Annotated in this window: 22 protein-coding genes and 1 pseudogene; 16 read left to right on the forward strand and 7 right to left on the reverse strand. The window is 32.5% G+C overall.

What is annotated here, in order from left to right:
• Entirely contained in the window at positions 1–1,398 is a 1,398-nt protein-coding gene (locus tag ACVEGE_RS15695; RefSeq protein ID WP_192501047.1) for a RagB/SusD family nutrient uptake outer membrane protein, read from the reverse strand.
• 16 nt (positions 1,399–1,414) lie between these two features.
• Entirely contained in the window at positions 1,415–4,447 is a 3,033-nt protein-coding gene (locus tag ACVEGE_RS15700) for a SusC/RagA family TonB-linked outer membrane protein (protein WP_192501048.1), read from the reverse strand.
• Between the two features lie 612 nt (positions 4,448–5,059).
• Between ACVEGE_RS15700 and ACVEGE_RS15705 the strand changes: the two genes are divergently transcribed.
• The 10 genes from ACVEGE_RS15705 (at position 5,060) to ACVEGE_RS15750 (ending at position 12,501) form a co-directional block, all read left to right on the forward strand.
• Positions 5,060–5,296 carry a helix-turn-helix domain-containing protein gene (locus tag ACVEGE_RS15705; protein ID WP_192501050.1) on the forward strand — a complete coding sequence of 79 codons (237 nt, stop codon included), beginning with the start codon at positions 5,060–5,062 and terminating at the stop codon, positions 5,294–5,296.
• A 568-nt stretch (positions 5,297–5,864) separates the two neighbouring features.
• Positions 5,865–6,458 (forward strand): toll/interleukin-1 receptor domain-containing protein, encoded by a 594-nt coding sequence (locus ACVEGE_RS15710; protein WP_192501051.1) that lies wholly within the window; start codon positions 5,865–5,867, stop codon positions 6,456–6,458.
• 3 nt (positions 6,459–6,461) lie between these two features.
• On the forward strand, positions 6,462–7,628 hold the full coding sequence (locus ACVEGE_RS15715) for a toll/interleukin-1 receptor domain-containing protein (RefSeq protein ID WP_192501052.1): 1,167 nt from the start codon (positions 6,462–6,464) through the stop codon (positions 7,626–7,628).
• A complete protein-coding gene (locus ACVEGE_RS15720; RefSeq protein ID WP_192501053.1) occupies positions 7,610–8,206 on the forward strand; it encodes an SLOG domain-containing protein in 597 nt (198 codons plus the stop codon). Before ACVEGE_RS15715 ends, ACVEGE_RS15720 begins: the two co-directional genes overlap by 19 nt.
• A gap of 5 nt (positions 8,207–8,211) precedes the next feature.
• On the forward strand, positions 8,212–8,709 hold the full coding sequence (locus tag ACVEGE_RS15725; RefSeq protein WP_192501054.1) for a TIR domain-containing protein: 498 nt from the start codon (positions 8,212–8,214) through the stop codon (positions 8,707–8,709).
• Positions 8,710–8,899: 190 nt separating this feature from the next.
• Positions 8,900–9,382 carry a TIR domain-containing protein gene (locus ACVEGE_RS15730; protein WP_192501055.1) on the forward strand — a complete coding sequence of 161 codons (483 nt, stop codon included), beginning with the start codon at positions 8,900–8,902 and terminating at the stop codon, positions 9,380–9,382.
• 10 nt (positions 9,383–9,392) lie between these two features.
• The gene (locus ACVEGE_RS15735; RefSeq protein WP_192501056.1) at positions 9,393–10,025 is read left to right on the forward strand and encodes an Nmad2 family putative nucleotide modification protein; all 633 of its coding nucleotides are present in this window, start codon (positions 9,393–9,395) and stop codon (positions 10,023–10,025) included.
• A gap of 31 nt (positions 10,026–10,056) precedes the next feature.
• Positions 10,057–10,890, forward strand: coding sequence for a dCTP deaminase domain-containing protein (locus ACVEGE_RS15740; RefSeq protein WP_192501057.1), 834 nt, complete (start codon positions 10,057–10,059; stop codon positions 10,888–10,890).
• Positions 10,877–11,464, forward strand: a complete 588-nt coding sequence (locus ACVEGE_RS15745) for a nucleotide pyrophosphohydrolase (RefSeq protein WP_192501058.1) — start codon at positions 10,877–10,879, stop codon at positions 11,462–11,464. The genes ACVEGE_RS15740 and ACVEGE_RS15745 overlap by 14 nt, the downstream gene beginning before the upstream one ends.
• A 59-nt stretch (positions 11,465–11,523) precedes the next feature.
• Entirely contained in the window at positions 11,524–12,501 is a 978-nt protein-coding gene (locus ACVEGE_RS15750; RefSeq protein WP_458008574.1) for a nucleotide kinase domain-containing protein, read from the forward strand.
• Positions 12,502–12,961: 460 nt separating this feature from the next.
• Here the strand turns inward: ACVEGE_RS15750 and ACVEGE_RS15755 are convergent, their stop codons facing one another.
• Positions 12,962–13,840, reverse strand: coding sequence for a hypothetical protein (locus tag ACVEGE_RS15755; protein ID WP_192501560.1), 879 nt, complete (start codon positions 13,838–13,840; stop codon positions 12,962–12,964).
• Between the two features lie 982 nt (positions 13,841–14,822).
• Between ACVEGE_RS15755 and ACVEGE_RS15760 the strand changes: the two genes are divergently transcribed.
• The 3 genes and pseudogenes from ACVEGE_RS15760 to ACVEGE_RS15770 all read left to right on the forward strand — a co-directional run.
• Entirely contained in the window at positions 14,823–15,062 is a 240-nt protein-coding gene (locus ACVEGE_RS15760; protein ID WP_108741750.1) for a hypothetical protein, read from the forward strand.
• Complete coding sequence (locus ACVEGE_RS15765) at positions 15,062–15,466, forward strand: PIN domain-containing protein (RefSeq protein ID WP_192501561.1); 405 nt, start codon at positions 15,062–15,064, stop codon at positions 15,464–15,466. The genes ACVEGE_RS15760 and ACVEGE_RS15765 overlap by 1 nt, the downstream gene beginning before the upstream one ends.
• Positions 15,467–15,695: 229 nt before the next feature.
• Positions 15,696–16,164 (forward strand): annotated as a pseudogene (locus tag ACVEGE_RS15770) (transposase); the annotation flags it as partial.
• A gap of 160 nt (positions 16,165–16,324) precedes the next feature.
• Here the strand turns inward: ACVEGE_RS15770 and ACVEGE_RS15775 are convergent.
• The 4 genes from ACVEGE_RS15775 to ACVEGE_RS15790 form a co-directional block, all read right to left on the reverse strand.
• Positions 16,325–17,407 (reverse strand): PepSY-associated TM helix domain-containing protein, encoded by a 1,083-nt coding sequence (locus ACVEGE_RS15775; RefSeq protein ID WP_192501562.1) that lies wholly within the window; start codon positions 17,405–17,407, stop codon positions 16,325–16,327.
• A gap of 10 nt (positions 17,408–17,417) precedes the next feature.
• Positions 17,418–19,805, reverse strand: a complete 2,388-nt coding sequence (locus ACVEGE_RS15780) for a TonB-dependent receptor (RefSeq protein ID WP_192501563.1) — start codon at positions 19,803–19,805, stop codon at positions 17,418–17,420.
• A 540-nt stretch (positions 19,806–20,345) separates the two neighbouring features.
• Complete coding sequence (locus tag ACVEGE_RS15785) at positions 20,346–20,522, reverse strand: histone H1 (RefSeq protein WP_192501564.1); 177 nt, start codon at positions 20,520–20,522, stop codon at positions 20,346–20,348.
• Positions 20,523–20,618: 96 nt separating this feature from the next.
• Complete coding sequence (locus tag ACVEGE_RS15790; protein WP_192501565.1) at positions 20,619–22,283, reverse strand: helix-turn-helix domain-containing protein; 1,665 nt, start codon at positions 22,281–22,283, stop codon at positions 20,619–20,621.
• 334 nt (positions 22,284–22,617) lie between these two features.
• On the opposite strand from ACVEGE_RS15790, the gene ACVEGE_RS15795 reads away from it, so the two are divergent.
• The 3 genes from ACVEGE_RS15795 (at position 22,618) to ACVEGE_RS15805 (ending at position 25,755) form a co-directional block, all read left to right on the forward strand.
• Entirely contained in the window at positions 22,618–23,313 is a 696-nt protein-coding gene (locus ACVEGE_RS15795) for a hypothetical protein (RefSeq protein WP_108741744.1), read from the forward strand.
• A gap of 316 nt (positions 23,314–23,629) precedes the next feature.
• Entirely contained in the window at positions 23,630–24,502 is an 873-nt protein-coding gene (locus ACVEGE_RS15800) for a helix-turn-helix domain-containing protein (RefSeq protein ID WP_108741742.1), read from the forward strand.
• Between the two features lie 50 nt (positions 24,503–24,552).
• Positions 24,553–25,755, forward strand: a complete 1,203-nt coding sequence (locus tag ACVEGE_RS15805; protein WP_192501566.1) for a hypothetical protein — start codon at positions 24,553–24,555, stop codon at positions 25,753–25,755.
• Positions 25,756–25,901 lie beyond the last annotated feature (146 nt).

Below are 25,901 nucleotides of genomic sequence, written 5' to 3' on the forward strand. Positions count from 1 at the left end.
TTAGTATCCTTGATTTTGAGGTAGTAAATGACTGTTTGCTAACAGTTCAGATGCAGGTAGTGGAAGTAAATTATCTCTATCTTTCCATGCTGGTTTAATTACACTCAAAACAGTACCAGCTTTTCCAGTACGTTTTAAGTCAAACCAACGGTGCCCGAATTCAGTAAACAATTCCACTCTTCGCTCCTGTAAGACAGCTTGTGATAGTTCCTCTGGAGTACTAGAACTCGTATTTGTTAAAGTTGCTCTTTGTCTTATCTTATTGATATCGTTTTTGGCTTCAGCTAGTTTTCCTAAATGTACTCTAGCTTCAGCTCGAATTAAGTATTGCTCGTCTAATCTAAAAATAATGGAATACTCCTGAGATGTTCCTGAATTCGTATCGAGCTTGTATTTAAAAGGGAAATAATAGGTATCTGTTCCATCATTCACACTACCCAACCACTGATTTTTTCTTTGATCTCCTGTTTCAAAGGCATTGAGTAATTCGGGACTTATAGCTTGAATGTTTGGGGGCGCACTAGTAAAAATAAAAGTTCGACCTTCTATTGTATTTAAGCCCGCAACACCAGGATGCAATTGCCAAATCGTGGAAGGACTGTTTTTCAAGAAAACTAAATCTAAATTATCCTGCCACTGGTAAAGAGCTGTTTTATTAATAATTGCATTCGATTCATTCTCTGCTAACTGCCAGTTTTCTGTATATAAAAATACTCTAGCCAGTAAGGCCGAAACGGTATATTTATTGGGACGGATTCGTTGAGCGGAAGTATACGACTCGGGTAATAGCTCTTTTGCTTCTAGTAAGTCTGCTATAATTTGGTTGTAGACGTCTGCTTGGGTCTGCTTTGAAATCATAGTGTTTATTTTATAATCGGTACTGGTGATATAGGGAATATCTCCAAACAAGTTTACCAAATTAAAGTGTATAAAAGCGCGGATAAATAGCGCTTCTCCCTTCAAGCGGTTTCGATTATCTCCTGTAATCGCTGTTGAATTATCTACACCTTCTACTATAGCGTTTGCAGCGTAAATTTGATTGTAGCTAGAATTCCATAAAACGGAAACCCCACTATTGGAAGGTAACAGTGTATGGGAATAAAAGTTTTGTAAGGGGGAGTCACTAACCCCGTAGTAGGTTAATTCATCCGCATAATTTCCTAACAGACTGGAAAGTCCATCAGAATTTCCCGTTATCATGCTGTAATCTCGCATTTGTGCATAGCAGTCGGAAAGAGCTGCGGTAGCTGTTTTTACATCTTGAAAAACCGCAGTTTTGATTAGTTGCGTCTTCGGGAGATCCGTTTCAGTAAAACTATCGCAACTAGAAAGCCAAAGGCATATAATAACTATTAAAGCAGCTATTAATGCAACTTGTATTTGTCTGTAATATTTCATCTTGTTAATTTTTATGTTATAAACCCAGTTGCACACCCAATGAGATCTGACGCAATGGTGCTATGAAAAAGGAAGATTGGTTTTCAGGATCTGCTCCTTTGTAGTTCGTAAAAGTCAATAGATTTTGTGCCTGTAAATACACTCTAGCCGTACTGATAGCCGATCCTTTGGTAGGAATTGTGTACGATAGACTAACACTTTTTAAACGGATGTAAGAGGCATCGCTGATGGTTGCACTACTATTGCTATAAGAAGACCAAGCATCGAGCGCTTCTCCGTTTTCACCGGTAGTATACAATTGCGTTTGAGAGTTTAATCCATCCACTGGCCAATGGTTTCCTATAGCTACAGGTTGATTGACCATATCTCCAGCCCAAGAAGTATTGTACAAATAATTTCTTGCTTTTTGTTTTACAAATTGGAATAAGAAATCCATGGACCAATTTTTATAGCTTAATTGATTTGCAAAACCTCCAAACCATTTGGGAGCAGTGTCTTCAATCCATTGCTGATCGTTAGGGCTACTAATTTGTCCATCACTATCATAATCTTCGAAAGAATACAGTCCGGTTTGTGGATTGATTCCTGTATAGTGATATACTTTTTGAATACTAATAGATTGTCCAATTAGGTATCTATTAGCATAGGGAGAGCTTTCTAGATTAGGAAATTCCAACAACTTGTTTTTGGGAAGACTCAGATTGACATCCGAAGTCCAATTAAAATTTTTAGAACGGAATGGTTCGACTCGTAATTCCAGTTCTAATCCCGAATTTTGAACTGTTGCATTTAGATTGGCTTGTAAAGAGGAAAACCCTGTAGTACCTGCTAACGGAATGCCTACTAATTGGTTAGAAGATCGGTTGCGGTAATAAGCTGTACTTAAAAAAACACGATCGTTGACAAATCCTAATTCTATAGCAATTTCTAATTTTTTATTCGTTTCCCAAGCAAAATTAGGATTGAATAGTCTCGAAGGCTGGAGTCCGATGATACCATTATAATTGTTTCCTGTAACATCATAGGTGTCTAAGAACTGGTAATCGCCAATTTGATCGTTTCCAGAGGTTCCATAGCTAGCTCTAAGTTTTCCAAAGCTAAGAAAGGTACTAGTATCAAGGAAGGATTCTTTTGATAATACCCAAGCGGCACCAACAGCGGCAAAATTAGCAAAGCGGTTACCAGGTCCAAATCGGCTAGAACCATCGCGTCTGCCCGTTGCATTTAGGATGTATTTACTTTTATAATTGAAATTAATTCGGCCAAAAAAAGCTTGGTATTTATATTCAGAAAAGGTGTTGCTTGAAATATTTAAGCGCGATGCGGCAGCAAGATTATATATCAAACCGTTACTAGGAAATCCGGAACCTGTTTGTGCTAACTGACTGGACTTTTGATCCTGAAAAGTAGCTCCTGCAAGGATATTAATTTCGCTATTCCCTATTTTTTTAAGCCAGTTTAGTTGTGGTTCAATAGTCCATGAATGGCTAGATGCATTGTTCAGGTAGAGAGTCGAACGTTCACTACCAATTCCAAACGCAGGATTATACATTGTGGAAGGATTGATGCGACTTTCCTCTACGCGGTTATCCGTATAACTTAGACTCGTTTTTAATTCTAAACCCGCTAAAACTTGATACGATAGCAATGTATTGGCAATTAGCGCAGCGGTAGTAGCAGTATATCGTCCATTTAAGGTAGCTAGAGGATTGGTCCAGGAATTATTTTCCCAGTTGAGATTTGCGTTTGCATCGTACAAAGCGGGTGCATTAGGAGCCAAAACCGCTGCCTTGTAGGTAAAGTCAGATGGGGGAAGTATGTTTTTATCGGCAGTATAAGTTGCTGAAAAGTTTATTTTGAAACGGCCGTCTTCAGTACTGTGAGTCAGGCTAGTATGTACCGCCCCTTTACCGTACTTTGCATCTCCTGGAAAAACGGTGGTTTCCTTGTGCATAGTACCGCTTATTAAGTATTGGGTTCCAGAATTGCCTCCAGATAAGCTAGCCTGTAGATTATTGGTTGTTGCAGTCCCTCCAATTAGTTCTTTTTGCCAATTGGTATACCTTGTTTGATCCCATTTTCCATTGACATCATAGGCATAACTAGGATAAGTTGTGATACCATCATTTGAGAAAGCTTCACGGCGCATAGACAAGTATTGGTCCGTATGCATTAAATCGAGTGTACGGGTTAGTGTTCCAAAGCTGCTGTAGGCATTTAAGTTAAATTTTGTTTTTCCTGCTTTGCCTTTTTTGGTAGTAATCAGGACAACACCATTAGCACCACGAGATCCATAAATAGCGGTTGCATCTGCATCTTTGAGTACTTCTATACTTTCTAAGTCAGATGGATTAATACCGTTTAATGGACTGGTAGTACCCGCAAGTATACCTGAAGAAGCGGAACTGAAACCCAGCGATTGCGAGCTGTAAGGTACACCATCCACGATGTATAGGGGTGAATTTCCCTCGGTACGGATGCTATTAATTCCCCTAATTTGAATATCAAATCCCCCACCCGGCACACCTGTGGCTTGGGTAATATTCACGCCAGACATACGTCCTTGCATGGCTGCTAGCGGATTAGTCACGGGTTGTTTTTCAATATCCTTTGCCGTGATTTTTGCAATACTTCCCGTGCGTTCACTTTCTTTTACGGAATAGTAGCCTGCATTAATTTTGACTTCCTGTAGTGAAGTAGCATCTTGATGCATTTCAATATTAATTATAGTACGGCCAGCAACAGGAATAGTTAGGGTTTTGTAACCCATAAAACTAAAAATAAGCATATCGTTGGGAGATACCGTGATAGTAAATTCCCCATCAAAGTCAGAGATAGTAGTTTTTTGTTGCCCTTTTATAGTTATGGTCACACCAGCTAAAGGGCCGGTACCATCAGTGATGATCCCACTTATTTGGTTTTGTTGGGTGGAAAAGGGCAGGGACGGAAGTGCCGTGTTTGATAAAGCAGGGGTGTAGGAGATTAGGAGCCCGAAAACAATCAGGTACCAAAAAGCCAATCTCCCCTTGTAAAATGAATTATTTTTCATAATATTGGGTTAGTTAATAGAAACATTAGTTTTGTTAGCAATGGTCCTCTAGTCAACCGCCAAGAAGAGTTAGAGGGCCATTTTTTTTGTTTTAAGAGCCTGTACTGCATTTTTACTAATTCAAAATAAAGAACAAGACAATACAGGCGTTTAATAGAGATTCTTTGTTTTAAATCATAGGCAAGCGAAAGTTTATACGGTTAAACAGTAAGGGTCAATGCGAGACTCTAAAAAGGAGGAAGCAGTGCTAAGAATGGTAGTTGAGTTTGGCCTAAATAATAGGCATAAAAAATGGCATGGAACTCAGCTTATCGTTATCGGGGTACTGGCGGTACCTTACCACGAATAAGTGAGCCCACGCCATGGGACGTGAGCATCTTACTTATCATCTCGTGGTTATTTAAACGCCAGTTTTCGATAACGAGATTCAAAGCGAATGCTTCAAATATTTTAAATGAAGAATCGCAAAATTATTTAATTAAATACTCAAAGCAAATATTACTTGATAAAAATTTAAATAATAAACAAATATAACAAAAAATACTTATTTGTTATAAGTTCTTATAACATTTTTTAAAATAAATATGACGCCTTTTGTTTAAAAGCTACAAAATGGATAAACTTAAGGAAGAACAGTTAAAAAAATTTGGTTTGCATATTAAGAAGCTTCGTACTGAATTAAATTTGAGTCAAGATAATGTAGCATTAAATAGTGATAAACTTATTAAAGCCACAATAAGCGACATTGAAAATGGTAAAAGAAATTTATCTTTTACTACGCTTTTAGATTTAGCGAAAGGATTAGGCAAACATCCAAGGGAGTTATTAGAGTACAGTCAATATAAATGAATTTAGTTAACAGTATATAATTTAAAGATGCCTAAGCAACTTTTTTTGATTTATAACGATAATGATCACTTGTCAATTCGGGATTAAAACTTGTTGAAAATGGAGTTTATATTTTATACTAAAAGTTGAATTCTTATACCTTCTATATTTGAGGTATGGAATGGTATGAAATAATAGGGCTGGTTGTTATGGCTGTAATTGGTGTCTGGATTAGAGGTGCCATTTATGAATTTAGGAAAAATTATTTTTATAATGATAGTTTGAGGAGTAGGGATAGGAAATAAAGATGCTGTGATGGTGTCTTTTTTTATGCGTTTTATTTTTTGATAGTGTGGGAAACCGTAAAGGATTGAAATTATAATGGATTACTTTTACTTTATAGTAATGTATCAATATCACTAAAAGTGGGTATTATAAGAATAATTAGAAAAGCTTTTATTTACTAGCTAGGATAAATAGTATAAATTGTGTTGAAATTTGAAAAGGGTGTGGCTTATTGACCTCATTTACTAGTCTGTGGTAAAAGTACCGCACAGAATACAATAGGTTAAAAAAAAATACAAGAATTATGATATTTGAAAGAGGACATTTTAAAACGAATAGCTTTACGAATCTGAATGAATCTCTAAAAGAGACCCGAATGTTTAGTAGCACAAAATCTGAGTCTAAACCAACAGTTTTCATATCTCACAAGCACAGTGATATAGAAGATGTCGAAGAATTGAAAGGTGTAATGGAGTTATTTAAAGATATGGGAGCTAAGATTTATATTGACAGTATGGATAATAGAATGCCTGATGATACGTCTGGAGAAACAGCACTAAGGATAAAAGAAGTGATTAAACATTGTAAAAAATTCGTACTAATAGCAACAGAAAAGGCAATTGAATCCTATTGGTGTAATTGGGAACTTGGGATTGGTGATACTCATAAATATATTGCACATATTGCTATTTTACCTATTAAGGAAAAAGGTGAACACGACTTTCAATTTAAAGGAAATGAATACCTTCAGATTTATCCTAGTATTAGTTTTGAAGATGGAAATGAAAGATATATTAGATCAAATAAAATTATAGAAAGCGGATATTATGTTTGCAAACCAAGAAATAAAGAAGGAGTTAGGTATATCACTCCATTGAAAAAGTGGTTAAATCAATAAAATATGAAATATAAATATCAAGTTATAATACTCGGAACTTTAAATGAATCTACAGAAAGTATTATTAATTTATTTTTTCAAGAGTTAGATCATTTAAGACTTCCGAACGAATTTTATAAAATTATTCGTAAAAAAGAAATCGAAAAGGAGTACGTAGGAAATCAGCCTACGTATGTTTTGTATTTTGGAAATTCGGAAGGTAAACATGAAGACGTTCATTACTTAGAAAATCTTTTAAAGGATGGTAATACAATCTTACCAATATTTTATAATTCTTTTAAAAATGAAATTCCAAAATTACTTGAAAATCAAAATGGATTGATTTATGATCAAACAAAAGATATTAAGATAGTTAACCTTATTCTCGAGTCATTTGGAAGGTTAAGAAACTCAAGAAAAGTATTTGTTAGTTATAAGAGAGATGAATCTACATCTGTTGTAATTCAATTGTATGAAGCTTTAGAAAAAAATAATTTTGATGTGTTTTTAGACACACATTCAATAAAGCAAGGAGAACCATTTCAAGAAGAACTTTGGCATCGCATGACAGACTGCGATGTAATAGTTTTATTGAATACTTCAAAGTTTCTAGAAAGCGAATGGTGTGAAAAAGAAATTGCTGAATCTGGCGCAAAAAAAATTGGCGTTATTCAGCTTATATGGCCAGATCATAAATTGGAAAGAATGGCAGAGATTTGCTTTCCAAGACAATTATTTTCCTGCGATTTCAACAATCATATTTTTAATGATAAAAACTTTTCCAAATTAGTAGACTGTACAGTAAAGGAAATCGTTCAACAAGTTGAATCAGTTAGAGCTAGAAATCTTGCATCTAGACAAGATGAATTAATTACTAATTTCTTAAACATAGCTCGGAAGTACAATAAGAAAGTAAACCTACAACCCGAAAGATTTATAACTGAAGAACTCGGAGAAAACAAAAGAAGAATTTTTATACCGACTGTTGGGATTCCTCAATCTACAAACTGTGAGGTTTCTTCAGATCTTAAAAAGGAGATAAATGAATACTCAGTTGATGAAGTTTATTTGATTTATGATGATTTAAGAATAAGAGAAAAATGGTTAACGCATTTAGATTATTTAAATCTACATTTAGATGTAAAAACAATTAAAAAACAAGAATTTGAGTCATGGCTACAAAAGAATTAAAAAATATATTTTTATCAGCAAGTGTACCACTACCTGACAGAGACTCTAAATATTTTGAAACTGCAGACATAATTGCTATTAGAGATGCTGTTATTGCTTTAACTACTGTTATTCTTCCATATCATCGAATAATCTGGGGCGGACATCCATCAATAACTCCTTTGATTTATTATGTAATGGAAAAAATGAATTTGAATATTCAAGATCATGTAAAGTTGTACCAATCTTTATTTTTTGAACAATATTTTCCAGATGATAATAATAAATTTCGAAACATTGAATTTACAGAAAACATCGGTGATATTCATTCAAGTATCCAAAGAATGCGTGAAAGAATGTTCGGTGAAAATAAATTCGATGCAGCCATTTTTATCGGAGGAATGGACGGAATAGAAGTTGAATACAATATGTTTAAAGTATACCACCCCGATGCTTTGTTATTACCAATAGCTAGTACAGGTGCCGCTACTAAAATTGTTTATGATAATTTTTTACCAGAAGAATTGAAAAATGAAAGATTACTAAAAGATTACGGTTATATGAGTTTGTTTCAAAAATTTTTAATGGATAAAATATAGATAAAATGGCTAAAAGACAAGTGTTTTACAGTTTTTACTATGTGCCTGATAATTGGAGAGTATCACAAGTGCGTAATATTGGTCAAATAGAGGTTAACAAATCTGTATCTGATAATAAATGGGAAGAAGTTAAAAAGAAGGGGCAAGAAGCAATACAAGATTGGATTGATGAAAATCTTAAATATAGATCTTGCACAGTTATTTTAGTTGGTGAAGATACAGCAAAAAGAAAGTGGATTGATTATGAAATTGAAAAGTCTTGGAATGATGGAAAAGGTCTTGTTGGAATTCACATTCATAATTTAAAAAACAGCAAAAGTGAGCAATCAAGTAAGGGGACAAATCCGTTTGAACATTTTACTTTAGGTGATAGCATCAAATTGTCCTCCATTGTAAAATGCTATAATCCGCCATATTCAGTAAGCACTAACGTTTATAATCATATTAAAGATAATCTAGAAGACTGGGTAGAGGAAGCAATTAAAATAAGAAATAAACACTAATAGGCTCTGTCGTTAACAGCTAGAGTTCGTTTTGTGAGCAGCACAATCAATAAAAAAGATGTTTTTAATTCAAAATAAAGGGACTCATAACAGAATCTGGAATTATAGCAAATTATAGATATTTTATATAAAAAACAGCTAAAATTAAGCGTCTTGACCGAGAAATATTATTCCCTTTAATATTAGAACAATGAATAATAAAAAGAATATTTTCATTAGCCATTATGGTAAAGATGATGCACATGTGCAATCATTAAAAAAAAGACTAAACGATCAAGGTTATAGTGTTAGAAACTTTTCCGTAGATAGCACAAATCATAAAGATGGTCGTAGGCCTACCGATGCTGTCATTAAAAGACTATTAGATATAAGGATTAAATCATCAAGTACTTTTATTTGCCTTTTGGGATCAGATACACATACAAGAAAGTGGGTTAATTACGAGATAAGAAAAGCATTTCTTGAAGGAAAAAAAATAATTGGGATATACACACATGGAAACAAGGATAAAGTTGAATTGCCTGAAGCTTTTAAAAAATACGGAACCTCAACTTTAGGTTGGAATTCAATAGATGCAATTGGCGAAATTATTTCAGGAAAGAAATCTAATTTTGAAAAACCAGATGGATCAAAAGCAAATAATATGTATCAAATTGTACGGATTAAATGTTAAAAGTTTATATATGAAAGTTTACTCTTATTTGCTTGATCATGATTATGGATTAGCTCCAAATCCCTTTGGAAAATATTGCACATTAGCATTATGTAAACCTAAGATACGAAATAGTGGCAATTTAGACATTGGAGATTGGGTAATAGGCACTGGTTCTAGAGCTTTGGAAGATTTTACAGGTAGAATTCTTGTTCATCATCTAGTATATGCAATGAAAGTAGAGGAAATATTAACATTTGATGAGTATTGGGCAGATATTAGATTTGAATATAAAAAGCCTGTATTAAATGGTTCTCTAGCTACAATGTATGGAGATAATATTTATCATAAAGATAATAATGGAGATTGGATTCAGGAAGATTCTGCTCACTCTCTGCCTAATGGAGAAACAAATATTGGACATTTGAAGAAGGATGTTAGCGGTAAAAATGTTTTGATTGGTCAAGAATTCTACTATTTTGGAGATAACGCTCCGCTCTTACCAACAGATATTCATAGTATCTGTCATACTGGAGTGGGAGAAAAGCTAATTGCTGTAGATGATCAAGTTGGTTTATTCAAGTGGTTACAATCAAACTATATTTATGGAATTCATGGAGATCCAATTAATTGGTTAAAATATAATCAATTAAATTTATTTTAATATATTTACTGTTAATTCTAATTCACAATAAATGTCATTTTTAGGCCCCTCTGATTTAAAAACTCTTTTGTTTAGCAAAAATATTATCACAAAAGATGATGGGACAAATGCATACAATGAAGGAAGAGTTGAACAAGCTGCCTATGCATTGTCTTTAGGTAATGAAGCTTATAGAACCGACAATAAAGATAGAAAAATTGAAATTTTAGATAATAAAAACAAGAATATCGAGATAAATCCAGGTCAGTTTACTCTATTAATGACTGATGAAATTATAAGTATTCCTAAAGATAAATTAGCCTTCATTTCTATTAAAGCAAAGCAAAAATTAAAGGGACTAGTAAATGTTTCTGGTTTTCATGTAGATCCAGGATTTAAAGGTAAATTGTTATTCTCTGTTTATAATGCAGGGCCTTCAACAATCACATTAGAAACTAAGAAACCTTATTTTCTAATCTGGTTTGCAAATTTGGAAAATGAAACTAATGTTGAAGATCTTTATAATGAAACAAAAAATCATCATCAAGGTCAAAAATCAATACCTTTAGATTATATAGATGCTTTGAAAAGAGGTGAAATTGCATCACCCAATGTGTTACTTGAGAAGATTAACGAAAATAAGAATGTCTTAGAGAGGGTACTTTGGATTGCTGGCATAATTGTAGGTTTATGTATTGCTATAACCTTAAAAAGTTATTCAGATAATAATTCATTTAAAGAAGGTTATGAAAAAGGTAAAACAGATAAAGTTTTAGAGGAAGAAATAAAATCGAAATCTAGTATATATTTGTCAGATAGTTTATCTTTGCAAAAGATTGATAGTCTAATAGATAAAAAAATTAATCAGAAGCATGCCAAGGACTAAGAAGTATATTGATCTCTATAATTCAGAATATGGCACTAATGAACAGTTGCCAAGTGAACTTGTGGTTAGATTTGAGGAAATTAATAATGAAACGTATCCTCAAGTTAGAGTAACTTTAAATAGTGAACAAGTTGGTGATATTATTGATGATAATTCATATTCTAACGATGGTTATCGCTATCATGATGTTTTTCATTATACTTTTGCTACATTACTTGGATGGTCGCCTTGTGCGAGAGCAATGTTAAAAAGAAAAAGAAAGAGTAATGATGATTTAGATCGAATTGAAGATGGCGCGAGAGCGGCAATTACAGAAGAGGCTATATCATTAATAATTTTTAATAATGCTAGAAACAACGACTACTTTAATAAGCGAACTAAAGTTGATGACACAATTTTGACTATTATTAAAAATATGACTGAACCATTTGAAGTTAGACTAAGATCCAAGACTGAATGGGAAAAAGCAATATTAAAAAGTTATGAAATGTTTAGATGTCTGATAGAAAATGGAGGTGGTATTATTAATTTTAACCTTGAAAATAAAAATATTATTTATCAAAAATTAAATTAAAAATTATAACATATTTTAATAAAGCTGGTAGATCCAGCTTTTTTTAGTTTTAAAAATAAATGGAAATATTAATAAAAAAATCAAAACCTAAAAAAAGCATTGTTTTAGATACTTATTGGGAGTTTGCAAATGAAAGACAAAATATATTCTTTAATAAAATTTCAAATAGTGAAATATTAACTTTAGATCCAATTTTAACGAAGCACAAATTTACAAATGCATACAGGGCTTCTGATCGTGTAAGTCAGTATTTAATCAAAAATGTAATTTATGGAGATTCAATTCATTCTGAAGAAGATGTCCTTTTTAGAATTTTGTTATTTAAAATATTTAATAAAATAGATACTTGGGAATTATTAGAATCTGAATTTGGAAATATATCAGCCTCAAATTTTGATTTTACAACATTTATTACAGTTCTTCAAGATGCTATGGATGCAAATGAATCTATTTACTCAGGTGCATATATCATGGCTTCAGGAAAAAGCATTTTTGGATTTGACAGAAAACATGAAAATCATTTAAAATTATTAGAGAAGAAAATACTAAATGAAAAGTTTATTGATAAGGTCAAATCTTCAAAATCACTTGAACAATTATATTATTATTTATTGGAATTACCTACATTGGGGTCGTTTTTAGCTTATCAATTCGCTATTGATATAAACTATAGTGAATTAGTGAATTTTGACGAAATGGAATTCGTTGTTCCTGGACCAGGAGCAAAGGATGGGATAAGAAAATGCTTTACAGACTGCGGTAGTTATAATGATACGGATATTATAAAATATGTTACAGATATACAGGAAAAAGAATTTGATAGGCTAGGACTAGATTTTCAGGAGTTATGGGGTAGAAGATTACAATTAATTGATTGCCAAAATCTTTTTTGCGAAACAGATAAATATGCAAGAGTTGCACATCCAGAAATAGATGGAATTTCTAATAGGAAAAGAATAAAGCAAATTTATAAGCCCAAAAAGGAAGCAATTAAATTATTTTACCCGCCAAAATGGGATATCAATGATAAAATTTGAGGAATTGCTTGTAACTTAGTTTAAATATTTTTTACACTATCGGTGTAAGAAAAGTTTTAGATATTGACTGAATTTTATTTGCTATATTTTTTCATTTTGAAAATCACCTGCTGGCACAAGCGTCTCGCTTGTGCGCAAAATTTAAATCAATTAATCTAAATGATACGGAGTTGTATTATTTGTTATGATAGTCGTATTAATATATCTTAAAAAATACTGGGAAAAAAGATACTGAGAGGTATCTTTTTTTATGAAAATACTGAAATTATAGTATTCAATTCCAGAATTACACACTGTACTATTTGTTACTTACTCTATAAAAAGATAGGTTTGAGACTAATTAAATTTTATATTAAAGATGGAATGGTTTAAAATAATAGAGCTGTTTATATTGGTAGGAGCTAGAGGATAGTCCATTTCACTAGAGTTGCTTGTACAGTTTGGGTCTGAAAGACAAAACTTATTTGTTTACATCATGCCAGATGCCTTCAAAGGATTTTGAGTCTATTTTTTTTAAATTTTTAATATTGATGTTGTAATTTTTATGATTTAGATTGATTGAATTAAAATTTAGTCTCAAATTATTTTCCCTATTAGATATGTAAAATGGTGAAGATGGAACATTTCCAACATGCATTTTATAAGGAAAACCAAAATGATATCTAATCGTAACTTTGGAGTTAATAAAATCTTCAAGAGAAGGTGATTTGTAATTAGTAGTTATTTCATTAGATTTCAAAGAAATGGTATTAAATTTAATTTTGGATTCTTCAGATGAATAAGACAGTATAAACGAATTTATTGTGTAAGCAGTATTATAACCGTATAAACTCAAAGGGCCTCTTTTAAAGTTAATGTTCATTTTTTTTCCGTTTTTATCGAAAGTAACATCAAGACTAAAATATATATTTTTAAAACTATCTATATTCTCAAATTCTTGATTAATTAATTTAGAATCAAAAGGTAAAAGATTGCTTAGATTTGGGTTTGAAACAAAAGTTTTTTTTAATTTTTCAAACTCTTTATCTGGTATTTCTAAAGTCGAATTGAACACTAAGTCTATGAATTCTGGGATAGGACTATTCATTCTATCCATTAATTCTAGCTGTGTGTTATTCTTTTCCTGGAGTAAATTTTGTAGTCTTATGATTTCGTCGGACTTATTCTTTAATTCGTTAGAATGAGTATTCTGCAAATTAATTAACATATCTTGCTTACTAATTAGGTCTGTTTGAACTTTTTTTAATTTTAACTCTTTATCTGAATTTTCGATAATATTTTTAATAGATAAACCAATAGTAATTAATCCTGCAATTCCGAGTAATATTATTTCGAACATTATTTTTTTATTAATCATTTTGTTAATTAAATATTTTTTGTTGAAAATACAAAAAAAGCTACAAATTATTACAAATGTAGCTTTTAGTTTTTTTACTTGTCTTAAAAGGTTTTAAACAAGATATATGTGTTGGTTTGTTGAAAAAAAAAAATGATAGTTTTAAATTAATTATCCCTCGATCTTCGCTCTCAGTTCAAACCAGTGTTCTTCTTTGTCTTCAATTTTATTATTGATATTTTCCAGTTCTTTGGCTATGGTCAAAACATTACTTTCTTCTACTTTTCCATCTACAAATAATTACTCAATGGCTACTTTCGGAGTCTCCAAATCCTTGATTTCACTTTCCAGTTAGTGGTATTCTTTTTGTTCGTTAAACGTCAGATTTCCTGTTGGATTATTTTGTTTCCAGTCTCTCTTTTCGGCTTTGATTTCCCCTCTTTGAGCTGCATCCGTACTGTCTTAATAGAATCTAAAATAAGAATAGTTTCATTCCAAACATGCCGATTTAATTTATAAAAATAAGGTCAGAATTGAAAATAATTATGAAATTTACCGCCGTCGCCAAGCCATCGTCTAGCATTCATATGGCGCGATTAAACGCCAATGGGACTTCTATTACATCATGACCAAAAAATCAATCAAACACGCCAGTGCTGATGTGGGGTTGATTTTTATCGCCTACAATCTCAAGTGCATTTTTAATCTCGTTGACCTAAATATGTTGAAAATGTACTTAAAACGTACGGCTTTGTTATATTGGCTCAATAATACTCATTTAAAAGCTTTTTACACCGTTGTAAATTTTGAAAAAAATGTGAGTGTATTTTTTAAAAGTCGAAATTATTGTTCGGGAAATGGGTTATATTTACCTCAAAATCAAGTTTAGATAGGAACTTTGAAGGGTTTTTAGACGAACTGACGTTGGCAAAAATATTTGACCAAAACCGGAAAAAATCATATCTTTGAATAAAACAACACGAAAATGACTTTTACTGACAAAAATATTATAGAAAATTACTTCGGATTATTCGAGAGTTTAAACTCTATGAGTAAACTTGAGTTGATTGAAAAGTTAACGAAATCCTTAAAAGCAGAAAATAAAAGTAAAGAAAATAATTTTTATAAATCTTTTGGTGCATTTTCTAGCGAAAAAACCTCTGATGAAATAAATACAGAAATAAAATCAAGTAGAAAATTTAGAACTAAAGAAATTAAATTCTAATGAAATATTTACTTGACACCAATATCTGTATACATTTTCTACGTGGAAAATTCGAAGTTGATAAAATACTAAAAGCAAAGGGTGTCGAAAATTGCTATATTTCTGAAATAACTGTTTTAGAATTACGATTTGGTGCTGAAAATAGTCTTGATAAAGTTAAATCACATAAAGCTATAGATATTTTTTTAAAAGGAATTGTTATAATTCCAATTTTTGGATCTATAAAAAAATACGCAGAAGAAAAAGTTCGCTTAAATAAACTTGGCAAACCTCAAAATGATGAATTTGATTTATTAATTGGTGTTACAGCAGTAGAAAATAAATTAATTTTAGTAACTGAAAACATCAAAGATTTCGAAAGATTAAATGGAATTGAAATCGAAAATTGGATTGTGCGCAAATAATACTTTTGCCAACAGCGGTTTACATAAATGGCGAAATATGTGGTAAATTCACGTTTATCTTTCGCAAGAAATTTTATCTTAGCCGAAAAATCTCGGTCACGAAGTTCGCCAGTTCTACAAGCCGCGACACGTCAAACTGTCTAAAAACCTCCTTTCTTTTTATTCAATGTCTAGTCCTAAATAAACGATACAGATTATTAGGTGCTTAAGTATTTTTAAAAAGTGATTTATGAGTAAATTTATCATTGGAAGCGATAGAAGTCAAATTCCCCTTTTTGCTTATTCCATGGAACAGGCAATCGCGCAAGACAATCAAGTTAGACTCATTGACTTGTTTGTGGATAGGTTAGAATTAGCTGATTTTGGTTTTGATTTTACCTTTGTTGAAAACGGTCGGCCGGCTTATCATCCCGCGGATTTACTCAAAAATTTTATTTACGGATATCTCAATCGGATGCGTTGTTCAGGGTTTGGAGAAAGAATGCGTTCGGAATATCGAACTTATTTGGCTCATGAAAAGCTTGGTTCCAGATCACAATACCATTGCCAATTTCAGAAAAGACAATCCTAAAGCTATTGCCCGTGTTTTTCGTGCTACGGTAAATCTTGCTTCGCATTTTGAACTCATCGGCGGAAGCCTTGTTGCGGGAGATAGCACCAAACTTCGGGCTCAAAATTCAAAGAAAAACAATTTTAATCCAATATTTATAAAATTTTTAAATTAGACTTACTTTAAAAGGAAGGAGCCAAGTACAGCACTGAACTCATTCAAAAATCTAAATTAATTTAACCGACTAACTTTTGGGGCGGTTGCTGTTTTAAAAAAAACCTTTTTGTTCTGAATATTAGTGACGATATTTAATTGCCGTCAACCAGAAACTTCTTTTTCCTGCGCTTCTTGAAAAGATATATCCTAAAGCCAGTTATATACAATGTAATTGGAATAAGTCCAGCAATAAAAACAAGAATCCTACCAAATGGTCCTGCAATTTCACCAATGTGTACAGGGTAAAATTGTGCTGCTACACGGTTGCTAGTAGCATCATTCTTATAATCTGTTAAAGAGATTATTTTTAGGTTTGTGCTGACCGTCAGTTCTTTGGTTTTTCTAAGTCCTTGCGTTTTAAATCTACTCTCAATATACCTAAATCTATAGTTATCATTTGCATCGTTAGGATAATATATGGCACGCAAGGCATAACTTTTATCGGAATTCGACAAAATCGCTGCAAAGGAAGTGGGATTGCTGTTTTGTATTTCTTGTTTAAAAATTGTTTTACTATCTAGTACTGATAGCGCCTTTTTATAATAGGAATTATATGTAAAGTAGGCACCTGTAAAGGCAATTGTCAAAAGTGGGATAAAAAAGCTAATGCCCAATACCTTGTGAAGATCGAAGTTAAATTTCTTTTTCTTACTCTTCCATTTAATTTTAAAACCGTTTTTAAGGGTAGCACTATAGGTTTTGTACCAAATATAGATACCCGAAAGCAATATCACTAGAAGGAAAATAATGGTACTTGTTCCAGTCACATACTTTCCTATTTCTGGAATTAAAAGGGTACGGTGAAATTTTAACAAATTTTCAAAAAACACAATTGAAGCTGACCTCTCTCCTAAAAACTGCCCATTTTCTGAATTATAATAATTGATTTTCCCGTTTTTAAATTCAATAGAAATTGTTTGCTGCTCTCTATACGGCAAGAACATTTTACTAATACTATCTGAGTGTGTTGCTGTTAAAGAGGCTGCCGTTTTTAAAAAAACGGCCTCCTCTAAACTATCTATGTTTTTCATTTTTAATAGCTCTGGGTTAAGAGCCGCGCTGAGTTCTGGTTGCCACACATACATAGCACCAGAAATGCCAGAAATCGAAGCTACTAAACCACATGTAATACCTACCCAAAGATGAAATTTACGCACTATATTCCCTAAAGCCATCAATCAGAAATTAAAAATTATATTGTAAACTTACTTTAGCATTAGCGCCTTCGCCAGCTCCTGTGAATGTTTTTAATGGGGATGCCCATTGCGATCTTGCAGGTAGATAATATTCGTTTAACAAATTATTTATCGCTAAGGATACAGACAAGTTAGGTTCTAACTGGTATGCTAAAGAAAGATTAACTAAAGTATAACCACTTACTGGAAACTCAGTATGTCTAAATTCATAATTGTTAGTTTTTGCATTTAAAAAAGGATCAAACCTCGCTCTGTCTCCGGAATTGGTAACTCTAATAGAAGTACTTACTTTTGGCATCGGTTTCCAGTTTGCATATACAGTCAATTTTGGTGCAGAGATTACATCACCTCCCAAATAGCTTAAGTTATTTTCATCTCCTACATTATATTTTGTACCTTCAACATACGAATAAGAGGTTCCAAATTGCCATTTATCGTTTGGTGTAAAATAATCTACAGCAACCTCTGCACCATAAATGCGTTGTGGTTGTTTTGAAGGTTGGAATGTATTTAGCTCGTCAACGAATACAATTCCCGTACCCAAACTAGAGGTGCTGTAATATCCAACAGCCTCCAACTTCAGGTTACTAAATCTAGATAAAAAACCAAATTCATAGTTTTTAGTTACTGCAGCTTCTAACTGAATATCATTAATATTACTTGCTGTTGCAGAACGCAATACAGAACCTAAATCTGCAATTGAAAAACCTTGTGAATAACTTATATATGGTATAAATTCTTGGTGCTCAATATAGCGTACACCAAAATTAAAGGCGAGATTATTAAAGTTTAATTTACCACCTTGTACGTCTACAGACGGGGTAAAGTTACCATCACTCTTACCGGAATACGGCAAAGTACTATAATCAACAATATCCATATTAATATCATCATAACGCAAACCTGTTTTGACAACCCATTTTTCATTAAATTTAAGTGTAGATTGTGCGTAAGGCGCCCAGCTAGTCATTTCGATATTAGGCACCCATAACCTACCATCCAATAGCCCTTGATTGGTTTTATCTCTAAGTAAATCTACACCATACGTAAGTGTAATATCTGCCGCTTTGTTGTCTGACAACTTCGTGATAAAATTTGGTCTTAAGCCATATTTTTCTGCGTTTATTACCGATTGACCTCCGTTTTCAAACTTATCAGAATAAAAGAAAATGTTCTCCGTATTTTGGTAATACAAATCAGTTTGAAAGTCTGTGGTTTCAGAAAATATATTATTTAAATTATAGGTTAATTGTCCATTACCAAGGATCGAACCATTAGCTTTTTCTCCCACAATAGTCCCTTTTTTACCATATCCAGCTGTTATAGTATAATCTCCTTCCTTATTAAAAACTTCAACTTTTGCAGTTACAGGAATAAATGGAGAGTTTTGCACCGATTTATAAAAATTACCTCCTAGCGTTATTTTTTGATTTTCAGATAATTGATAGTCAATCTTTCCTAACGCACTGTATATTTTAGAATTATCAAATCCATAGGTTGGTAAAAGAGGAACGCCTTTAGCATCATATTTATTACCCGTTTCTTCATAACTCCCACTAATATAATAACTGAATTTATCTAAATTCCCTTGAAAGGATTGGTAAACTCCAAATCCTAATGCGTCTTTTGTTTCAGCGAGATTAGATGTACCCCAAACATTGGTGGAGCCTTCAATTTTTTTGAAAGAATTAGGTTTTTTAGTAATGTAATTAATAAAACCACCGTTACCACCGTTACCAAAAATAGAAGTAGCTCCTTTTATAACCTCCACGCGACTAATATCATTAGGAGTAATTGATTTTATTCCTAATTGCCCGTTTCTTAAAGGTGAAGACTGCGGAATACCGTCGACCATAACTAGTAAAGATCGGCCACGTAATGTTTGTCCCCAGTTAGAAAAAGTACCTGAAGACATCGCTAAACCTGGCACTGTAAACTCTAGTATTTCACTAATATTTGAAGTAGATTTAGCAAACTCTTGCAATTTAGCTTGTCCAACTACCGTTACAGAAGCTGGAATTTCTGATAAATATTCAGAATGCCGACTGGCAGAGATTACAACTTCATCTAAACGGCTTATATCATCTGATAATGTAACATTGTATACTATTGAGCTAGTACCATCAAACGTAAAACTCTTGACTTTAGTTTGGTAACCAAGCATTTCAATCCTAACTGAATAAGTTCCCCCATTTATGTTAGACAACAAATAATCTCCAGAAACATCTGTAATCGTACTATTTCCTATTTCTTTAATTTGCACAGTCGCCCCGATGACTGTCTGATTATTTTGATCTGTAATTTTACCTTTTAAATTTGATTGCGAAAATGCCTGAACTGATAGAAATGCAGCAGCAATTAAAATAATAATTTTCATTTTATTCTTATTTAGATTAATTAAATATAAAGCGCGAAAGTAAAACTAAAAAGAAAGTTAGCAAAGGAAAATTAAGTTTATTTTAAGAAATATATGATCATAGGCTAAGTCAAGTTTATGACCTGTTGAATAGCCGTATTCGTATAGATGATAAAGAATTTGCGTTGGATGATGGACTTTTACCTAAAAATTTAGCCCAAGGAAAGATAAGACAACAATTCTTTGTAATTACTGAGCATATAGGTATCAGTGAAAAAAAAGTTTAATGATATCATAGCATTCATGATATCGCAGAGGAAATGGTAGCAGCTTCTTTCCTTAATGAGGCTAGTAAGAGAAATTATTGGCAGTCTTACCAAGGCCGACTAAAACAGTTAATGAAATGCTAAACTTTGAATATAATAAAATGTACCACAGAATATGGAAAAGTAGTACTGAAGTTGTTGAATTATAACTCCGAAAATTTAGTTTGCATTACAAGTATAAAAACCTCGTTTAAAAATATTTAAACGAGATTTTTTTACAATCAAAAAAGAAATATTACTTTTTTGATTGTTCTACAGAAACTTTTCTAAATTCTTTTAATAGTTTCTCTAACTCTAAAGTGGCTTTACGAGCTCTTGCTCCAGCTGCTTTAACACCTTTTTCAGTTAGCGACTCGGATTCAGTTTTAAATGTTGCATACTCGGCATTAATTTTTTGAATAAGATCTTTCATGATTTTTTTTTATTAAGTTTTTACGTAAAAATAGTAATTTATGCTGTTGTTTAGAGTATAAAACATGAGTTATTCTCTTGTTTAGAATACCACTTTCTATTCTTCTTTATTAAGTTGTGCTATATAAAAAGCTGCAGGCATATTGGCTCTTGCTTTAAAAGCATTCGCAAAACGTTGGGTAGAACTAAATCCGATTTCATCAGCCAGTGCTTTATTTGTATATTGTTGCAGAATTTTACTTTCTTTGAGAGCGTTGATCAGATAATCAATTTTCAAGTCATTAACGTAGGTAACAAATTTCTTATGGCGGTGATGGTACACAACAAGAGAAAGATATTTAGTATTGGAGTTAAAAGTAGCGGCTAGTTTTACTAAGGTTATTTCTTTATCTAGGAATTTCTTTCCCTGTTCCCATTTTTCTAATTGCCTAATTAATTCATTAACCGCTGCAGTATTGATGTCAGCTATTCCAGCATGTTGTATTGGGGTGATTTCTTTTGTAGGCTGGATGCTTTTATTCATTAGTGCGTCATAATTTTTTTTGTATGTACTTTTGATTTTAAAGTTGCGATAGCTTACGAAAAGAAGAGTTAAGAATATTAATGTTACAAGGACTATGAAAATTAAGTTGTTGGATTTTTGTCCATTTACCTGTCCCTCTAATTTTTGTTTTTCAATCAAAATATTCTTATTATCATACTCCTTGCTCACTTTGGAAACCAAGTAACTGTTAGTTTCAAGCAGCAAATGATCTGCTTTAAGTAGTTGGTCTATATAATACAAATGTAGATTATCATCTTTTTTTGTTTTGTAGTAGTTAATTAATAACACAAAAGTTTCTAATAAATCTCGTCTTATAAATTGTTTACTGTTTAGAATTTGGTCTACTTTTTTAAAATATGGGATGGCACTTTCATATTTTTTAAGTTCCCAATAACTTTTTCCAATGTAAAAATTCCCTACAGCCTCATTGGCAAAATCGTTGTTACTTTCTATTTCAGGCATTGTACTTTTTAAATTATCAATAGCCTTTTGGTAATTATTTAGAAAATATTGGTTCACACCTTCCGAGTGCTGGAAATAAGCAATCATTTCTGGACTACTACGCTTTTCACTTTCTTTGACTCCTTCCTCGTTAGTTATGGAGCACAAGCCATAATTCCCCACTTTATTATATGACAGTCCCAGTGAATGGAGTGAATTTAGATATGCTCTATCATGATTGTTTTTATAGTAGGTGACACATTGTCTCAATAAAGAGATGGCTTCGTCATAAAGCCCCATGTTGTTCTTCAGCTGTGCAATGTTATATTTCACTTTATAAATCAGGTAGAAATCATTTATTTTGGCTATATATTCATTAGCAATTAGATAGTCATCTAATGCCTCTTTGTGTTTTTTAATGGAGAACAAAACTATTCCTTTGGTCAAGAATGCACTACCTATTGCAGCATTATCTTTTGACCTTTTTGCTGCATATACCATGCTGTCAGCGTAAATTATCCGCATTGATGAAGGGGACATGTGCATTAAGTTTTGATAACCGTTTTTAAGCTCCTGCCAGTTGTGTTCCCTTTTCGCTTTTTTGATATAAGTAAATAAGTATATGGCAGCTCTGGTACTGTCATTTTTAAACTGATCTATTCGGTCGTCCAAATAAGCAAAATCTTTATTTTGAATGGAGTCTGGAACTTTGAACGAGGTATTCTGAGATTGTATCCACAGGGGTACAAATAACAGTAGTATAGAAAATCTCTTCATAAACACATCAATTAAATTTGGGGTAGTTGCTAAACACTCCTTATGTATTAAGATATAGATACTGGAATATTTTCAACAAAGTGTATTTCAAAAATACTATAATCTACTGATAAATAGTGTTTTATTGGTTCAGAAAAACTGTATGGATTTCGTGAAATTCCATAGTTAAAATCGTGAAAACCCACCACTATATTGTTGTATAGGTACTTTAGAGCATATAGATTTGTTTCGAATTCAAAAGCAAAAAGTTTAGCATCGTGCTAAATAAAGGTTCTGCTTACCCGGGTAAATGAACGGAGATATTGTTCTCAGTCACATTTTATAACTAATAATTATGAAAAATTTATTTTTAGGTTTGTTTGTTGTTTTAGTAATGATTTCCTGCTCTACGGATGAATATGGAAATACAATTGAAGAAGTTAATAGTGTTTCTGCGCAAGCAAGTACATCGAAAACAATTGGTCCAGCAAATAATGCTAATCCTTACGATGAAGTTGGAAAAGAATATGGTTTTTGGCTTTCGGAGTACTATCAGATTCATGGATATTCTAAAACTATTCAAGATTTAGCGACTCAAGTAAATTACATCGGAGCAAAGTTAAAGGCTCCCGATGTTTTAGGTAAAAGCAATATATTGATTACGGAGGACGGTATTAGTATCAGTATAAATAATCCTGAAACTGTGGTTATATCAACACTAGCTTCAGGTACATTGAGCGAAGCGGCAGAAAGTAGTTTACTCGGTTTTTTTGTATCTCTCATTCAAAATAGGGAAGCAGAGTATAATCTATTGTATGATTTCATTACCACATATGAAGCTGGAATAATGGACTCTTCTAATCTAACAAGCTTCGAATTGGAAACGATTTTAGGAATTACCTCAGTTACCAGATACGCACTTGATGCAGAAGGGGGGCATAAAGATCGAGATTGGGAAATCTCCGTTGGGAACAAAAAAGTAGCATCAGGGTTTCATCCTTTTCAGGCTTCACTCATTTCTGTAATTGCCAATCTGCGTTATTACTTATAATCGGATAATCTTTTTATAACAAAAAATGATCTTGTTAATGATGAAACTAACCACTTACTTTTCTTTAATGTTGGTCATATTTAACCTTATTAGTCTCTATTTCATTATAGATTTATTAAGCTATGATGAAATAGTTGGCTATTGGTTTAACGGTCGCAAGAAAAGTGCGAGTATTCAAACGATGGGGTATTTACTTTTTGTAGTAACCCTATTAAATCTGTACTTTATTTTTTTGATTGTTGTCGAAAAATCAAATAAGAACGATTAGTACGACTTTAGTTTGCCAGCATTCTTTTTTATTTGAAACGAGTGAATTATGATAATGACTTTACTACATATCGATTTAAATGAACTTCCTGTTAAAGGCTTAGATGTTCAAATTCTAAACGAATGTACGATTAAAAAAGTGGGGCATAAAGCTTTCCTTATAAGTAATACGGCTGTACTACTTATAAAATCAGGCAGCCTAAGAATTTCTTTTCGTGACGTTTTTTTGGAGTTATTTGCTCATGATTTAGTGGTACTTTCTAAAGGGGGGGCTTTAGTCATTTTAGAGACGGATCCTCAGCTAAAACTGTTCTACCTTTCGTTCAGTACAGCCTTTGCGATAGAAAATTGTAATAAGCAAGCCCTTCTTAACGCTTTCTATTTTCTTAGTGGTAAAAGTATTGGAAAGGTGAGTTTAGATCTTAAAAGTTATTTGGTGGTATCGCTAATCTATAAGTTGATGTATCAAGTGAACAGTGATAAAGCAATTCGGCATGTAGCAACCGAGTTGCAGCGTATTAGTTTTAATCTCTTTTTGTATGAACTTCGATGCATTTATGGGTATTTTGTTAGTGATTATCACTTGAGTTTTACAAGAAATGAAAATTTGACTATTCAGTTTTTAAATATTCTAGCGATTCATTTTAAAGAGCAACACAGGGTACAGTTTTATGCAGGTGTTTTATATGTTACGGCTGGGTATCTGAACAAAGTGGTCAAGCAGACAGCAGGTAAACCAGTAAAGAGAATTCTTGAAGAAACCCTTATCATGGAAGCGAAAAATAGGCTTGATGATGATCAAATTACTATCAATCGGTTATCTGAGGAATTGGGATTTAATAGTCCTTCTTCATTTAGCACCTTTTTCAAAAAGCATGTTGGAATAGCACCGTCAGTATACCGTAGTAGTTTAAGCAAGTAGATTTGTCGCTGCCTTCTTTAATTGTTTTTCACAACCAATAAAACAATTCTATGATACATACAAAATACCCCTTAGAATGGTTCGATTGTTTAATAGTGCAGGAACTTAACCCCAAGAGAGGCGTGCTACAATCCATATCAATTGCTGAAAGCGAGGAACTGGTTACTCATATTAAAAAAGAATCTCGTAGGATTCAAATACAAATCAAGGAAGAAGTTTTTTCTATTCGAAAAAAGAGACAGTTTCGACTTTTGGTTCGGAAATACCACTCTAGTTTTATTTATCTTTTAGATTGCACTATTGAAAACCAACAACATGAGTATTTTAATGAACCCCATCTTCGTCATATTGGAGTTACCATTACATCTGTTTTAGAAGATTTAATATCTTTTGTCGAAAATCGATTTTACAAATATCTTAGTTTGGATGTACGTGTTCCAATCACCTATCAAATAGTGTCAAAAAGAGAAATACTGTCCAAGTTGGACGGGTTTAAAAGTAACACTGTAATGTCTTCTATAACAGAAAATCCTTTACAAATTGTTATGGCAAAACTGTATCAAAAATTAGCATCAGAGCATCGCAATAAGAGCACCTATAGGGAAATAGTCTATAGAAAGGAGTTATTGAATGCCTTAGCTATTGATACGCTAGAAGTTGTAAAAAGCAGTACATATTCGGCAGCAGATGAAATACTCATATGTTTTAATTTTAATTGTCAGGAATACAGTGCTTATCTTAAGAATAGGATTCTGCTCCAGCTCGATCACTATGATACCGTTGGCGACAGATTGGCCGCTATTTTACTTATTTACAAAGAATTTGGGCAGCTCTATTGTAAGCCGAAAAGAATGTTTGACCCCCAGGAACCTCACTTGAAAGAGGTTTTATTCACTTGGTTTCAACATGAAATTCGCTACTTGGAACAGCAAATAAAAACCAAAGAAGAAGCTGTTGTCGTTGCAACTCCTCAAAGCGACACAATAGCAATTGATTCCAATCTTAAAATGGAGTGTGATTTATCGTGTGATCAGATTGCTCTTATTTTGAGAGCTGCAGATGAGTCTCGTGTCATAAAAGCCCGTTCCATGAGTCAAGTATTTAAAAGTATTGTTCCTTATTTATCTACTCCGTTTAAAAAAGAGCTCTCCTATCAATCTGTAAGGAGCAAGTCTTACAATGCTGAAGACCGTGATAAAGCAGTTGCTATTAAGACGCTGGAGAAGATGATTACTAAAATAAATAGCTATTAATTCTTAATATATAAAATAGATCATATAGCTCTTTTAATCAGGGGTACTAAAGGGTACAACTTAAAGTTGTACTTGTGAGTAAAGTTAACTAATTGTTCTTTTGACTTATGAAATCAAACATCAATTTTTTGTTTGAGGAAAAAAAA

This window comes from Flavobacterium sp. PL002 (assembly GCF_054165825.1).

What these genes read in the sequence shown, in the direction of transcription:
- ACVEGE_RS15720 (WP_192501053.1), top strand. Translation starts at nt 7,610, where the DNA reads ATGGCTACAAAAGAATTAAAAAATATATTTTTATCAGCAAGTGTACCA.
- ACVEGE_RS15800 (WP_108741742.1), top strand. Translation starts at nt 23,630, where the DNA reads ATGATAATGACTTTACTACATATCGATTTAAATGAACTTCCTGTTAAA.
- ACVEGE_RS15695 (WP_192501047.1), bottom strand. Translation starts at nt 1,398, where the DNA reads ATGAAATATTACAGACAAATACAAGTTGCATTAATAGCTGCTTTAATA.
- ACVEGE_RS15775 (WP_192501562.1), bottom strand. Translation starts at nt 17,407, where the DNA reads ATGGCTTTAGGGAATATAGTGCGTAAATTTCATCTTTGGGTAGGTATT.
- ACVEGE_RS15805 (WP_192501566.1), top strand. Translation starts at nt 24,553, where the DNA reads ATGATACATACAAAATACCCCTTAGAATGGTTCGATTGTTTAATAGTG.
- ACVEGE_RS15785 (WP_192501564.1), bottom strand. Translation starts at nt 20,522, where the DNA reads ATGAAAGATCTTATTCAAAAAATTAATGCCGAGTATGCAACATTTAAA.
- ACVEGE_RS15755 (WP_192501560.1), bottom strand. Translation starts at nt 13,840, where the DNA reads ATGTTCGAAATAATATTACTCGGAATTGCAGGATTAATTACTATTGGT.
- ACVEGE_RS15750 (WP_458008574.1), top strand. Translation starts at nt 11,524, where the DNA reads ATGGAAATATTAATAAAAAAATCAAAACCTAAAAAAAGCATTGTTTTA.
- ACVEGE_RS15705 (WP_192501050.1), top strand. Translation starts at nt 5,060, where the DNA reads ATGGATAAACTTAAGGAAGAACAGTTAAAAAAATTTGGTTTGCATATT.
- ACVEGE_RS15760 (WP_108741750.1), top strand. Translation starts at nt 14,823, where the DNA reads ATGACTTTTACTGACAAAAATATTATAGAAAATTACTTCGGATTATTC.
- ACVEGE_RS15765 (WP_192501561.1), top strand. Translation starts at nt 15,062, where the DNA reads ATGAAATATTTACTTGACACCAATATCTGTATACATTTTCTACGTGGA.
- ACVEGE_RS15710 (WP_192501051.1), top strand. Translation starts at nt 5,865, where the DNA reads ATGATATTTGAAAGAGGACATTTTAAAACGAATAGCTTTACGAATCTG.
- ACVEGE_RS15725 (WP_192501054.1), top strand. Translation starts at nt 8,212, where the DNA reads ATGGCTAAAAGACAAGTGTTTTACAGTTTTTACTATGTGCCTGATAAT.
- ACVEGE_RS15735 (WP_192501056.1), top strand. Translation starts at nt 9,393, where the DNA reads ATGAAAGTTTACTCTTATTTGCTTGATCATGATTATGGATTAGCTCCA.
- ACVEGE_RS15745 (WP_192501058.1), top strand. Translation starts at nt 10,877, where the DNA reads ATGCCAAGGACTAAGAAGTATATTGATCTCTATAATTCAGAATATGGC.
- ACVEGE_RS15730 (WP_192501055.1), top strand. Translation starts at nt 8,900, where the DNA reads ATGAATAATAAAAAGAATATTTTCATTAGCCATTATGGTAAAGATGAT.
- ACVEGE_RS15795 (WP_108741744.1), top strand. Translation starts at nt 22,618, where the DNA reads ATGAAAAATTTATTTTTAGGTTTGTTTGTTGTTTTAGTAATGATTTCC.
- ACVEGE_RS15740 (WP_192501057.1), top strand. Translation starts at nt 10,057, where the DNA reads ATGTCATTTTTAGGCCCCTCTGATTTAAAAACTCTTTTGTTTAGCAAA.
- ACVEGE_RS15790 (WP_192501565.1), bottom strand. Translation starts at nt 22,283, where the DNA reads ATGAAGAGATTTTCTATACTACTGTTATTTGTACCCCTGTGGATACAA.
- ACVEGE_RS15715 (WP_192501052.1), top strand. Translation starts at nt 6,462, where the DNA reads ATGAAATATAAATATCAAGTTATAATACTCGGAACTTTAAATGAATCT.
- ACVEGE_RS15700 (WP_192501048.1), bottom strand. Translation starts at nt 4,447, where the DNA reads ATGAAAAATAATTCATTTTACAAGGGGAGATTGGCTTTTTGGTACCTG.
- ACVEGE_RS15780 (WP_192501563.1), bottom strand. Translation starts at nt 19,805, where the DNA reads ATGAAAATTATTATTTTAATTGCTGCTGCATTTCTATCAGTTCAGGCA.